Source organism: Deltaproteobacteria bacterium, from assembly GCA_040223695.1.
Taxonomy (GTDB): domain Bacteria; phylum Desulfobacterota_D; class UBA1144; order Nemesobacterales; family UBA2774; genus JAVKFU01.
Map to the genome: position 1 here is coordinate 129513 of JAVKFU010000009.1, position 13019 is coordinate 142531.

Annotated in this window: 18 protein-coding genes; 10 read left to right on the forward strand and 8 right to left on the reverse strand. The window is 49.5% G+C overall.

All coding sequences use genetic code 11. The features are described from left to right. Positions 1-27 precede the first annotated feature (27 nt). The 5 genes from RIG61_02235 to gldC all read left to right on the forward strand — a co-directional run bounded on the left by RIG61_02235 (position 28) and on the right by gldC (position 3425). Positions 28-615 carry a cytochrome c gene (locus RIG61_02235; GenBank protein ID MEQ9617973.1) on the forward strand — a complete coding sequence of 196 codons (588 nt, stop codon included), beginning with the start codon at positions 28-30 and terminating at the stop codon, positions 613-615. Continuing rightward, complete coding sequence (locus RIG61_02240) at positions 599-1873, forward strand: hypothetical protein (protein MEQ9617974.1); 1275 nt, start codon at positions 599-601, stop codon at positions 1871-1873. The genes RIG61_02235 and RIG61_02240 overlap by 17 nt, the downstream gene beginning before the upstream one ends. Positions 1874-1893: 20 nt before the next feature. Beyond that, a complete protein-coding gene (locus RIG61_02245; protein ID MEQ9617975.1) occupies positions 1894-2037 on the forward strand; it encodes a hypothetical protein in 144 nt (47 codons plus the stop codon). Positions 2038-2202: 165 nt separating this feature from the next. Continuing rightward, positions 2203-3057: an enoyl-CoA hydratase-related protein gene (locus tag RIG61_02250; GenBank protein MEQ9617976.1), complete on the forward strand. Its 855-nt coding sequence runs from the start codon at positions 2203-2205 to the stop codon at positions 3055-3057. 23 nt (positions 3058-3080) lie between these two features. Continuing rightward, the gene (gldC, locus tag RIG61_02255) at positions 3081-3425 is read left to right on the forward strand and encodes a gliding motility protein GldC (GenBank protein MEQ9617977.1); all 345 of its coding nucleotides are present in this window, start codon (positions 3081-3083) and stop codon (positions 3423-3425) included. An 11-nt stretch (positions 3426-3436) separates the two neighbouring features. Here gldC and RIG61_02260 read toward each other — a convergent pair whose 3' ends face one another. Next, positions 3437-4366: a TIGR03560 family F420-dependent LLM class oxidoreductase gene (locus RIG61_02260; protein ID MEQ9617978.1), complete on the reverse strand. Its 930-nt coding sequence runs from the start codon at positions 4364-4366 to the stop codon at positions 3437-3439. Between the two features lie 388 nt (positions 4367-4754). On the opposite strand from RIG61_02260, the gene RIG61_02265 reads away from it, so the two are divergent. Further along, positions 4755-5240: a peptidylprolyl isomerase gene (locus RIG61_02265; GenBank protein MEQ9617979.1), complete on the forward strand. Its 486-nt coding sequence runs from the start codon at positions 4755-4757 to the stop codon at positions 5238-5240. 29 nt (positions 5241-5269) lie between these two features. Here RIG61_02265 and RIG61_02270 read toward each other — a convergent pair whose 3' ends face one another. From RIG61_02270 to crcB, 7 genes are all read right to left on the reverse strand, one after another. Next, positions 5270-5866, reverse strand: coding sequence for a ribonuclease HII (locus RIG61_02270; GenBank protein MEQ9617980.1), 597 nt, complete (start codon positions 5864-5866; stop codon positions 5270-5272). Between the two features lie 80 nt (positions 5867-5946). Next, positions 5947-6825: a 4-hydroxy-tetrahydrodipicolinate synthase gene (dapA, locus tag RIG61_02275; protein MEQ9617981.1), complete on the reverse strand. Its 879-nt coding sequence runs from the start codon at positions 6823-6825 to the stop codon at positions 5947-5949. A 113-nt stretch (positions 6826-6938) separates the two neighbouring features. After that, positions 6939-7484 (reverse strand): PH domain-containing protein, encoded by a 546-nt coding sequence (locus tag RIG61_02280; protein MEQ9617982.1) that lies wholly within the window; start codon positions 7482-7484, stop codon positions 6939-6941. Positions 7485-7486: 2 nt separating this feature from the next. Then, on the reverse strand, positions 7487-8509 hold the full coding sequence (locus tag RIG61_02285) for an aspartate-semialdehyde dehydrogenase (protein ID MEQ9617983.1): 1023 nt from the start codon (positions 8507-8509) through the stop codon (positions 7487-7489). Positions 8510-8544: 35 nt separating this feature from the next. Further along, the gene (locus tag RIG61_02290) at positions 8545-8988 is read right to left on the reverse strand and encodes an RpiB/LacA/LacB family sugar-phosphate isomerase (GenBank protein ID MEQ9617984.1); all 444 of its coding nucleotides are present in this window, start codon (positions 8986-8988) and stop codon (positions 8545-8547) included. Positions 8989-9106: 118 nt separating this feature from the next. Next, complete coding sequence (locus RIG61_02295; GenBank protein ID MEQ9617985.1) at positions 9107-9436, reverse strand: DUF190 domain-containing protein; 330 nt, start codon at positions 9434-9436, stop codon at positions 9107-9109. A 9-nt stretch (positions 9437-9445) separates the two neighbouring features. After that, positions 9446-9832 carry a fluoride efflux transporter CrcB gene (gene crcB / locus RIG61_02300; protein MEQ9617986.1) on the reverse strand — a complete coding sequence of 129 codons (387 nt, stop codon included), beginning with the start codon at positions 9830-9832 and terminating at the stop codon, positions 9446-9448. A gap of 122 nt (positions 9833-9954) precedes the next feature. Between crcB and RIG61_02305 the strand changes: the two genes are divergently transcribed. From RIG61_02305 to RIG61_02320, 4 genes are all read left to right on the forward strand, one after another. After that, on the forward strand, positions 9955-10758 hold the full coding sequence (locus RIG61_02305; protein ID MEQ9617987.1) for a methyltransferase domain-containing protein: 804 nt from the start codon (positions 9955-9957) through the stop codon (positions 10756-10758). 84 nt (positions 10759-10842) lie between these two features. Beyond that, positions 10843-11511: a hypothetical protein gene (locus RIG61_02310; protein MEQ9617988.1), complete on the forward strand. Its 669-nt coding sequence runs from the start codon at positions 10843-10845 to the stop codon at positions 11509-11511. A gap of 70 nt (positions 11512-11581) precedes the next feature. After that, a complete protein-coding gene (locus tag RIG61_02315) occupies positions 11582-11983 on the forward strand; it encodes a hypothetical protein (protein MEQ9617989.1) in 402 nt (133 codons plus the stop codon). Continuing rightward, a complete protein-coding gene (locus tag RIG61_02320) occupies positions 11973-12563 on the forward strand; it encodes a GNAT family protein (protein ID MEQ9617990.1) in 591 nt (196 codons plus the stop codon). The genes RIG61_02315 and RIG61_02320 overlap by 11 nt, the downstream gene beginning before the upstream one ends. The last annotated feature ends 456 nt before the right edge of the window (positions 12564-13019 follow it).

The following is a 13019-nucleotide window of genomic DNA, read 5'->3' on the forward strand; positions in this document are numbered from 1 at the left end:
CGCAGTCTCTCAGGAGGTAAAACAGGATTGTTCGTTAAGAATATGAAATATTATCTGCTGGTAGTTTTGATGTTCACCTTCTTCGGTGTGTCCGAGGCGGGCGCGTTTCCATGGAACTTCGATATGTGGATACAGCCTTCGATAGTCCCATATGAAGAGCCCGTTATCTACCCGAAGCTCTCCGTATCCACTACGGGTTTTAGAATAGAACCCCTGCCCAGAGAAGACTTTGAGCTGATTACCCGAAATCCCGTTCCCGCGACACCGGAATCGGTTGAAAACGGGCAGGAAGCTTACAATACATACTGCATTGTCTGTCACGGACCGGAGGGGAAGGGAGACGGACCTGTAATCAAAAGGGGATTTTATCCGTTGAACCTGGCATCCCCCGGAGTCATAGGAAGAACGGACGGATACATATACGCATATATAAGATACGGCGGAAAGGTAATGATGCCGAGCTACCGGGAGAGCATAACGGCGGAAGAAGCATGGGACGTAGTCAACTATGTGAGGAAGCTTCAGGGAAACCCTGACCCCAAACCCGAACCGGACCAGGCCGAAGAGAAGGACACAGCAGAGGAGAGCGTTCAGGAAGATGGATCAACAAATTAGAGAAGAAATACTTGCCAAAAGATCCCGTATACCGGTTTTGGGTATATATATTTTTCTTGCGATAGCCGTTATAGGCTTCGGTACTTTCGTGCTCAAAATCCTGGGCTCTGACCCCGCGGGCGCGTGGCAGGCGTTTTTGATTAATTTTCTCTTCTGGACCGGAATAGCTCAAGCCGGAATAGTGTTTTCATGCATACTCCGGATAACCAACGCGAGGTGGGCCAGGCCGCTGCTGCGCGTAAGCGAAGGGCTCGGCTCTTTTATCCCCATATCCTTTATTCTTCTTTTAGTGGTATTCGCGGGAAGGGATTATATTCTGCCCTACGCGACGGAGCACTACCATCATCCCAAAGACGTATGGCTCAACATGCAGTTCGTGTTCGGGCGCAACGTTATCGGCTTCATTATTCTCATTATAGTCAGCATGTTCTATCTTTATTACTCCCTCAGGCAGGACCTCGGAGGCGTCGGCGACAGGTTAACCGGTCTTGCCGGATGGATATCCTCGGGGTGGACTGGCGAGGAAGAGAGAAAGGATATCTGGCTCAAAATCGGCAAATTCGCGCCGGCGGTTATTTTACTGTACGCTGTGGTATTCAGCTTTTTCGCCTGGGATTTTATGATGTCGCTCGATCCCCACTGGTTCAGCACCCTGTTCGGACCCTACTATTTCATGGCCAGCTTTGTAGCGGCCATAGGAACAACTATTATTCTTTCTATTATGCTGAGAAGAAGACTGGGTCTCGAAGAATACCTCGACGATAACAAATACCACGACATGGGAAAACTCCTGCAGGGTTTTTCGTTGTTCTGGGTGTACCTGTTTTTCTCACAGCTGCTTCCGATATGGTACGCGAACATGCCGGAAGAGACGGTTTTCGTCATAAAGAGGGTAAAGGACGAGCCGTTCAGGTCTCTTTCCTGGGCGGTTCTCACCTGCTGTTTTATATTCCCGTTCGTCTCGCTGATACCGAGGACGAACAAGATAATAAAACCGATAGTCGTGTTCATAGCTTCCGTGTCGCTCACGGGGTTTCTGCTTGAAAAGTACGTGCTCGTAGCCCCTTCCTATTCGAACACGATTGACATCGGTATAGTGCAGATACTCATTACGCTCGGATTCCTCGGCGCCTTTATAATGACATTCTTAATGTTTATGAGAGAGTTTCCTTCGATACCCGTGGGTGACCCCTTCTTCGGGGGGAAAGCCGAGGTTCATCATACGACCGGGGATCCTTTCTATGAAGAGCAAGATTAAACCAGGACGGGAGGACGTTAATGGACGAAAGACATCTTGATATGATCATACAGGGAGCGGTTATCGGGCTATGCCTAGGGGTGGCGGGGTTTATCGCCTTGATCGCCACAGTCGCTCTTTTCGGCCCTCACATAGCCCCTCTTATGAACAAGCTCCCCTGGTAATAATTTTTGCATAAATTTTATGCCCCGTACAGGCTTATTAGTTCACTCCCGCTAATTTTATCTTGACGTTAATATTTCCTTCCGGTTCCGGAACCTTTATTTGACATGTCCTCGATTGCAATGTGAAAATTGTGTTGGTCTATAATAATACGAGGAGGAAGCATCATGGCAAAAAAACAAACGGCAAATGTGAAAAAAACTGCGGGCGGGACCGGAACGGGAAGAAAGAAGCCCGGCCTTGAGCTCAAGAACATTCTCTACGAGAAAAAGAGAAAGGTCGCCTATGTAACGATTAACCGCCCGGAGGTACGGAACGCCCTTAACACACAAACGAGGGAAGAGCTCGCTATGGCTATTGAGGACGCCTGGCTCGACGATAAAATAGGGGTCATTGTTCTCACCGGAGCGGGGGGCAAGGCTTTTTCGGCGGGAGGGGACCTGTCTTGGATAGGCGATCCCAAGAAGAAGGTGGACGCGAAGTTCATGCTCGTCCATTACAGGCTTGCTACGGCCATGCGGTGCTGCGGGAAGCCCATTATAGCGAGGGTGGACGGATATTGCGTGGGGGGCGGAAACGAGCTCAATATGCTCTGCGACCTGACAATCGCCTCAGACACCTCCGTATTCGCCCAGGCGGGGCCTCTGGTCGGAAGCGCCCCCATATGGTACGGCCTGCAGCAGCTTCAGCATTCCGTGGGGGATAAAAAAGCGAGGGAGATTGTCTATCTCTGCGACCGTTACACCGCTCAGGAAGCGATGGATATGGGCTGGGTAAACAAGGTCGTGCCCAGGGAGGACCTCGATAGGGAAGTCGGCGCCTGGTGTCAGAGCCTCCTTCAGAAGAGCCGCCAGTCGCTGAGGATTGCCAAGTTTCAGATAAACTTCGCCTCCGACATGGCTCATCCGCAGATCACGCACGGCCTCGAGCTCGCAAGGTTCTTCATGAAGGCTCCCGAGATGGTCGAAGGGGCCAGGGCGTTCATGGAAAAACGCAAGCCCGACTTCTGGGGAGTCGACTAAATAATAGTTATCCGGAGTGTTAAATGTCTAAAGATGCCGAGATCAAATTTCTTATTAAGCTCGATGAAAACGACGTGCCTGACGAAATATACTGGAGCGCGACAGAGGCGGATTTCGAGGGTTTTATGCCCTGCGATTCCCTTATGATTTCGATGTGGGACAGGGGCGAGAAAAACACGATGAGCATCGATCTCTGGACGAACGAGATGGAAGTGGGAGAGATGAACGCGCATTTCTATTTCACCCTGATGAAGATGGCGGATACCTACAAGAGGGCGACGAACAACCAGGAGCTCTCCGATATGATAAGCAGGTTTGCGAACGAGTTCGCGAGTAAAGTGGACGAGTTCGCGAAAAAGGAAGGATGACCTCCCTTTTTTTAAAAAGCGGACATTACCTCTTTCGCGAAGAATGTCAGGGTATCGTGGTTCATGATGTCCGAGAAGAAGATAGTGTATTTTGTAATGCCCTTTTCCTCGTTCTCTTTTATTTTTTTTATGCATTGGTCCGGCGTTCCGACAATGCCTATTTTCTCAATATCCCCGAAGAACCCGTAGCGTCTCTGGGCTTTTGGGAGTTTTTCGCTCAGCTCGGCCTCGTCCCCGGCCAGCACGCATACGGTCTGCTGGGATATTTTAATCTCGTCGGGATTCCTTCCGGCGGCTTCACAGTGGCTCTTCAGCACTTTAAGCTTTCTATCGTAAGCTCCCGCGTGGTTTGCCGGGCAGTTCCACTCGTCGGCGAGCTCCGCCACCACGCGGAGCAGGAGTTTTTCCCCGGCGCCCCCTATTGTAATTGGAGGGTGGGGTTTCTGCGCTGGCTTCGGGTTACAGTACGCGTCTTCTATCCGGTAGTGGACGCCCTCGAAAGAGGGCTTCTCGTCGGTCCACATAGCCCTTATAATTTTTACGGACTCGGCGAGCTGCTCAATTCTTGCTGCGTCATCGGGGAACTCGTAGCCGTATGCCCTGTACTCGGGTTCGAACCATCCCGCGCCGATTGCGAACTCCAGCCTCCCGCCCGAGATAACGTCGAGCGTGGAGGCCATTTTTGCCAGAAGCGCGGGCGGCCTGAATGAATTACACAGCACCATCGTGCCCAGTCTTGTGTTTGACGTAACCGTGGAAAGGGCTGACATCAACGTCCATGCCTCGTATATATCGAGCTCGATACCGCCCATGCCGAGTATGTGGTCGTAGAACCATATCGAGTCGTACCCGAGCTCGTCACAGAGCCCGGCGGTTTCGAGTATCTGTGAGAATTCGATCTTTTGCTGACGCATCATCACGCCGAATTCAATCCTGCTCATTTGGCTCACCTTCGTCCGTCTCTTTAATCAGAGGAATCACTTTAACAGAGGACCCGGCATGATTCAAATCCGGTTTGTATGGATCGCGAATTCGTTTGACACCCGATATGTAATGCTTTAACTTTAGGGGCCGAGAACAAGATCGAGGAGGAGCAAAATTATGGGAGCCAGATTAAAATCCGATTCTTTGTCCAAGGGAGCAGAGGTTCTGAGTTACGCGACAAGAATTTTCCTTATTACGTTTTTAATTCCGGCGATTATGGTCGCTATCGGCTGCAAACAAAACGAGACCGCAAACGTCCAGTCGGACGGCGCGGACACTAAACAGGAGCAATCAAAAGGCGAAAGCAACAAAAATAATACAAGCGAAGCAGAAGGAGGCAACCCTATGGTTATAATGTCGACATCCAAAGGGGATATAAAAATCGAGCTTTATAAGGATAAGGCCCCGATTACGGTCGAGAATTTCCTCGGTTATGTCAATGACGGGTTTTACGACGGGACTGTATTTCACCGTGTCATACCGAATTTCATGATACAGGGCGGAGGTTTTACGCCGGATTTAGATCAGAAATCCACTAAAGCGCCGATTAAAAACGAGGCGGAAAACGGGCTTAAAAACGAACGGGGAACGCTTGCCATGGCGCGTACTCAGGTCGTGGACAGCGCCACTTCGCAGTTTTTTATAAATCTTGCGGACAACAGCTTTCTGGATAACGGTGTAAGGGATTACGGATACGCCGTATTCGCCAGGGTCGTGGACGGGATGGATGTAGTGGACGAGATTGCCGCTGTGGAAACGGGCAATAAGGGAATGATGGGAGATGTCCCTCAGGAAGATGTTGTCATTGAATCCGTAAAAGTAGCGGAGTGATCAAAGCGCCCGGAGCTTTTAGCGGATAGTCAGAGTACGCCCCTGAAGGTTTTCCTGTGGATAGGGCAGGGGCCGTATTTTCTTATAGCCTCAAAGTGTTCCCTTGTCGGATAGCCTTTGTGGCTCCTGAAGTTATATTCGGGGTAAAGATTATCGTACTCCTCCATAATCGAGTCTCTCGTGACCTTGGCCAGTATGGACGCGGCCGCTATGGAGGAGCACCTTGAATCGCCCTTTATTATCGTCTCCTGCGGTATAAGAAGCGAAATCCTCTGGTTCCCGTCTATGAGCAGGAAGTCGGGTTTCGTTACGAGATTATTAACCGCGATTTCCATTGCTATAAGGGAGGCTCTCAGGATATTAATCTCGTCGATTTTCTCAGGCTCCACTATCCCTACGGCTACAGACACAGCCGTTTTGGTAATTTTCTCCAGAACGGCTTTTCTTCTCGGGTGAGATAGTTTTTTGGAATCGTCTATCCCTTCAATCGAGCAGCCCTCGGGCAAAATAACGGCGGCCGCTACAACAGGCCCCGCAAGAGGTCCCCTGCCTGCCTCATCCACTCCTGCAGGTATTTTTCTCTTAGCCCATAATTCTTTTTCTATCAACAGGTCCGGGGGACTCATATCAGCCGATTTATCTAAGTCGCGTTTACGCTGCCTAAAAAACTCAATGCACTATGTCTATTTTAATATACCGCTCAACTCTAGCCTAGCAGGCCGTAATTCTCAACGGCACTCCTGAGCATCTCATAGTTCTCCTCGGACATCCTGCATAGCGGATACCTGTATTCGTAAGCGATTTTATCCATCATGCTAAGCGCGGCCTTAACCGGAATCGGATTGGTTTCCAGAAAGAGCGCCTCGTTCAGGGGAAGAAGTTTGTAGTGAAATTCTTTTGCCTTTTCGAATTCACCTTTTACGAAATGATTGTAGAGGTCGGCGACTTCACGGGGAGCGATGTTTGCTGTTACGGTGATAAAGCCTCTCGCGCCGATTGCGAGCAGGGGAAAGTTTATCGCGTCTTCGCCCGAGAGCAGGAGAAAGTCCGGTCCGCATAGATGAAGGATTTTGCTTGCCTGAGGGAGTGAGCCCGAGGCCTCTTTGACTCCTATTATATTCCTGCACTCGCCTGCCAGTCTCGCTATGGTCTCCGGGCTCATGTTTACCCCCGAGCGTCCGGGGATATTGTAGAGGATTATCGGAATACTCAGCTGTGAGGCGATTTGCTTGAAATGGAGATATAGCCCCTCCTGTGTGGGTTTGTTGTAGTACGGCACTACAAGAAGTGCGGCATCGGCTCCTATCTCTTCGGCAAACCTCGTGAGTCTGATGGCCTCTTTGGTGCTGTTAGAGCCGGTTCCCGCTATCACGGGCACCCTCTTGTTTACGGTCCTGACCGTGAGATCTATGACGTACTCGTGCTCTTCGTGGGACAGGGTAGGGGATTCTCCGGTCGTGCCGCACGGCACTATGCCGTGCGTTCCGTTCTCGATTTGAAACTCGATAAGTTCCTTGAGCGCGTCCTCGTCGATTTTTCCATTTTTAAACGGGGTAACTATTGCAACGAGAGAGCCGTGAATCATTCAAAACCTCCTGAGCTTAATGCATTCTCATTATATTTGAGATGCGGCTTAAATCAAGGAGCATATCCTGTGATTTTAACCGGCGGGGATTATCTGCGCCGGTGAGAGCAGTTTTAATCCGTTTTAAGCCTGGATCCGCACTCCGAGCAGAAATGCCCGGTTTTAAGCGTCCGGCTTCCGCACTTGGGACAGAATATGAAATCCCTGTCAGCCGGTTCCCTGTGGGAACTCTTGGCGTTTTCAATCGCGTCCCGGAGTGATTTCTCCAGTGTCGCGCAGTGTGGGGAAGCCTGCTTAGGAAACTCTATGACGTCCTCGTTCCCGGGCGAGCTAATCGTTATTTTCGGGTCCGTACTGTCAAGCTCGGAATAAATCTGCGTAATGGTATCAAGGGGGATGTCTCTGAACCGCTTAAACCCGGAGGAGTTTCTGGCGATTATAATTCTGTTGTTCGTGAGTATGAACCAGGAGTTAAAGAAAGTGTTGCTTTCGAGAAATGTGGGGGCCTTGTATATGGCTCTGAAGTCAAGCAGAGTAAATAGGATTCTCTCCCCGTTATTTAAATATTTCTCAAGACCCTTCTCTATACTCTGAGGCAGCTCCGTATAGTTCCTGGTCCCGAAAATACCGATGAAGTTCTTTAGCGCATTGACGATCATTTTTATATATAGTCTCTGATTAGAAGCTCCGCAATCTGCACAGCGTTGAGTGCGGCGCCTTTTCTAAGCTGATCCCCTACGACCCAGAAACTAAGTCCCGACGGCACGGTGTAGTCTTCCCTTATCCTTCCGACGAGACACTCATCCTTGCCCGCGGCGTCAATCGGCATCGGATATTTCATGTTCTGCGGCTCGTCAATGACCCTAACTCCGGGAAAGTTGTTGAGGGCCTCTCTCGCGTCTTTTACGGTTATTTTATTTTCGGTCTCAATATTGACCGCGACTGAATGCGCCCTGAAAACCGGAACCCTTACGGTTGTCGCCGTCAAAGTTATCGACTCGTCCTCGAGTATCTTCCTTGTCTCGTGGTGGAGCTTCATCTCCTCTTTTGTGTATCCGTTTTCGAGAAAACTGTCAATGTGCGGGAGAAGGTTAAACGCTATCTGATGGGGAAAGGTGCTTGCGCGCATTTCTTCCGAATTAGCCCACGCGAGGGTCTGGCTCCTTAGCTCCTCGATTGCCTGGGCGCCCGCCCCCGAGACAGCCTGATAGCTCGATGCCACTACCCTTTTTATTTTCCCCAGATCATGAAGGGGCTTAAGGGCCATGACCGTCACAGCCGTCGTACAGTTGGGATTCGCTATTATGCCCCGTTTTTTATAACCTGCCGCCGCGTGCGGGTTTATCTCGGGGATTACCAGTGGTACGTCTTCTTCAAGCCTGAACGCGGAGCTGTTATCGATCACGACCGCCCCGGAGTCAACGGCGGCCGGTGCGAATTCCCTGCTTCTCGCCCCTCCCGCAGAGAGGAGGGCTATATCGATCCCCGAAAACGAATTCTCGTCGAGCTTCCTGATTTCAAGCTTACTGCCGTTGTATTCGACTTCTTTCCCGGCAGACCGCTCGGATGCAAGCAGCCTTAGCTCCTTTACGGGAAAATTCCTTTCCCTCAGTATCTGCATCATCTCCTGTCCGACTGCTCCGGTCGCGCCAGCTATGGCAATGTTATAACCGTCACTTCTCATTCTCTTTCTCCAATTTGTTCTAAAGGGTCAAGGTATTATTTGAAGTATTTCTCTTCAATCCTGCTGACTTTATCGATGTTGGGCTTTTCTTCCTCTTCGGGCTCGGAGCCGAACCACGCGTCCAGTATTTCTTTTGCCACGATCTGGGAAGTCGCCCTTAGACTCATCGCAAGAACGTTGGCGTCGTTCCATTTCCTGGCCCCTTCGGCTGTTTTCGCGTCGGCGCACAGGGCCGCTCTTATCCCCGGCACCTTATTGGCCGCCATGCTTACCCCTGTACCTGTCCAGCAAAATAGTATTCCTTGTTCACACGCCCCTTCCTTTACCCTTTCCGAGACCTCCTCGGCCACATCCGTCCACTGAAGACCCTCGCCCTTGAGGGGTCCGTGAAGCTCCACTTCGACTCCCCTCTCTCTGAGCTCTTCTATTACGAAGTCCGTAAGGTGTGTTCTTTCATCGCTTCCTACAGCAATCTTCATTTAAGTTATCCTTAACCCTGTATACAACAAGTAGTTTAAATAAGTTATATATAGGCATCAAGCCGGGATTTGCAGCGCCGGTGAATATAGCCTTTATTTAAACGGTTTTGGGTCTTGATTACTTTCTGTATTTTATTATTTTGACCTTCTCCATCGTAACAAAGCCGTCATCTATGCTCTCATCCAGGAAAGGCAGTATTTTTTTCAGGTTGCTCTCCGTGTCAATTATCTCGATGATAACCGGCATGTCTTCGGAGAGGCGGAGGATCTTGGCCGTATGAATTTCACTGTCGGCTCCGTATCCCATAATCCCCCTTGTGACTGTTACACCCGCAAGGTGCAGCTCCCTAGCTTTGCGCACAATCTGCTCGTATAGCGCAAGCCCCTTGTAACGGTCGGTTTCCCCTATAAAGATTCTAAGAAGCATTCCTTCGTCAGTATTGTTCATTTTTATCTCCTATCTCAAGACGCTGAACAGGTAGCGGGCCGCGATAAAGCCGGCGAATACCAGTCCCAGTCCCAGAATGTTGCTCGCGGCTATGTTGAGAAGCGCGTATTTTAACTCGCCTTCCCTGAATAGATTGTAGGTTTCGAGACCGTAGGTGGAGAATGTCGTGAATGCGCCCAGGATTCCGACGAATATAAACGCCCTCATGTTCGGTGAGGATGTCAGGAACTCAAACGCCTGCCAGAGAAAGCCGATCGCGAAACAGCCCGCGAGGTTAACGACGAGCGTGCCACAGGGCAGAAGTCCGCCCATATATTTATAAGAGGCTCCCGACACTGAATAGCGGAGCAGCGCTCCCGCCGCTCCGCCCAGGGCTATAAATAGAAATTTGTACATTTATTCTCCGGCTAATAATTATTCTTCTGTTATATATACAGCCCAAGACGGGCAAGAATGATAACATATTATTTTTTATTTGTATTTCGTGGAAGTTGCCGGGTAATTGAAGTATTTTTATTTTGAAAATTCTATCGGTAAATATAAATACCATGTCCTGGGATCCTGAAATTTATCACAAGTTTCAAGAAGAGAGATTCGCTCCTTTCGAAGACCTCATGAAGTTGATCGAGGTTAAAGAGGGGCTTAAGGTAGTCGATTTGGGGTGCGGCACGGGCGAGCTCACGCTCAGGCTCGCGCAAATGCTCCCCGGGAGCGATATCGTGGGTATCGATTCCTCCCCGGAGATGCTTGCGGTGGCAAAAACTAGGGAGAGAAGCGGGGTCCGCTTTGAGCCTGGTTCAATTGAGGCTATCACAGGCAAGTGGGATCTCGTCTTTTCAAACGCGGCGATACAGTGGGTGGATAACCATTCCCGGCTAATTCCGAAACTCTTTTCGATGTTAAATCCGGGCGGCCAGATAGCAGTGCAGCTTCCCTCGAACCATCGTCATCCGACCCAGTCGCTTATACGTGAAATCGCGCGGGAAGAACCGTTTCGTGAGGCGCTCGGCGGCTGGACAAGAGAGTCGCCGGTGCTCTCGATAACCCGCTACGCGGAGCTTCTCCACAAAAGCGGCGGCACCGACATAAACGTTTTCGAGAAGGTATTCGCCCATGTTCTGCCCGATGCCGAAGCCGTAGCGGACTGGCTTTCAGGCACGGCGCTCCTGCCCTACTTCGACCGTTTGCCCGGGCGGCTTCACAGGCCTTTTCTGGATACGTACATTACAAGGCTCGGGGAATTGTATCCTTCTGACCCGGTGTTCTATCCGTTCAAGCGTATTTTTCTGTCGGCTGCAAGGGGCTGCAAAAAAAGATCATAGCGGGTAAATTGTTCGAGGCGGTCTTTAGCATTATACGGGATTAAACATTTGCCTTGCTGTTTCCCAGAGAGGTGAGGAGAGACAATGAGTGTGAAAAGAGTTCCGGTTACAGATTCCATACGCTACGGCTGGGATACGATGAGGGCCAACCTCGGCTTTTTTATCGTATTGTTAATAGTAATTTTTACGGTGAACGCGTTTTTCAGCGTCTTTTCGGGGTTGTTCGAAAACCGCCTCCCGATTTTCTCTCTTGTATTCAGCCTGGGTTCCCTCTTCGCCAGTCTGGTGATAAATCTAGTCGTAATTAAAATCGCATTGAAATTTTGCGATAATGACAGGAGAGGCATTTCAGAGGTTATATCGTTCGACGCTTCGTTATTCTTTAAATTCGCGGCCGGTTATTTCCTGTACGTATTGATTGTTGCAGTCGGGTTTCTGTTATTAATTGTTCCGGGAATTATATGGATAATTAAGTATCAGTATGTCGTTTATCTGATTGTCGATAAGGGACTGGGCCCCGTAGAGTCACTTAAGAGGAGCTCGGAAATCACCCAGGGCATCAAGTGGGAGCTGTTCGGCTTTTTGTTGCTACTGGGCCTGATTAACATCGCGGGCGCGCTGGTTTTCGTAATAGGGTTATTCGCCACCGTACCGACTACCATAGTCGCGATGGCATGGATGTACAGAAAATTATCGGCCCCTGAGGGCGAATTCGGTATAAACCCGTTTCAGTCCCCTGGAAGCGCAGGCTGAAAACATTTTTTTATGAAGGTGGTCTTTTAAATTGTCTGCATATTATAAACACTCGCAAATAGGATATTTAATGTTAATCGTGATAGGGCTCGGGATTTTTATAGTTGCCAACTTTTTATACATACACGGTCTAAACCCGTTTTTTCTCGTGGTTTTAATTCTACTAGTCGTTGGTTTTTTACTGTTTGCCGTTTTACAGGTTGAGGTGGACCGAAAGAATATATCTATCCGGTTCGGCGTCGGTCTCATTCGAAAGCAGTTTCCGATTGAGGAAATTGAGTCGTATGAAGTTGTACGCAACCCCTGGTACTACGGATGGGGGATCAGGAAGACCCCTCACGGCTGGCTCTATAACGTATCGGGCTTGAGCGCGGTCGAGATTCGGATGAAGGACGGCAGGAATTACAGGATCGGCACCAACGATCCCGGGGGTTTGAGCAGGGCTTTAAAGCAGGTCGTTCATGGCGGTTAGGTCCGGGGTGAATATAGATATGAGCGGTCAGTTTATACTGAGGGTCGAAAATTATCTTGAGCTCGAGCTGTTAAACCCGAGCCACGCGGATGAACTCTTCGAATTGATAGAGGACAATAGGGAATATCTTCGTAAGTGGCTCCCGTGGCTCGACAGCAACAAGTACCTTCAGAACACGATCGATTTCATAAAGCACAGCGATATACAGTTTAAACAGAATACGGGCCTGCAGCTCGTTATCCGGCACACGGGCAAGCTCGCGGGTGTAATCGGGCTTCACAAAGTAGACTGGCTGAATCATTCTACATCTATAGGATACTGGCTTGCCGAGTCGTATCAGGGGAAGGGTATAATGACGAAATCCTGCAGGTCGTTAATTGACTATGCCTTCGGAAATCTGGGACTAAACCGTGTCGAGATCAGGTGCGCTGTGGAAAATTCAAGGAGCAGGGCGATTCCGGAGAATCTTGGATTCAGGAAAGAAGGCGTTATCAGAGATGCCGAGTGGCTCTATGACCATTACGTCGATCACCTGGTGTACGGCATGCTGAGTGGGGAATGGAACGGTAGAGCACGCTGAATGCGCCTCCGGGAAATAAGGATCATTATTTGGGGCAAAAAAAACCCTCCTAAATCCCGTAGGGAAGTTAAGAGGGTTTAAGAGAAGCAAAAGGCAAGATGTAGTTAAGCTATGATAACAACGCTACCAGTAGTCCCGCGAACAATGTTGAATATAGTGCCAAATCAGTGAAACCGTATGTCTTGTTCATGTACCCGCCCCCTGCAATTATGTTAGTCTATGTTTCCGTACTCTATCAAGACTTAATTTCTTCCAATATAAAAGGTTTAATTGATATTACGTTATAATACTAAAGTATTAATACTAAAGCATGAAATCCGATTCAAATACCGAGCTAGGGGGATAAAAACTATGAATGGCTTTTTAGATACGAAAAGGTGATCGGCCGTCTTTCCCGGTAATCGGGTTCGGGCAGGTGTCCAAATACTCTCTTTACTCGGCTCCTGATTGGGCTTC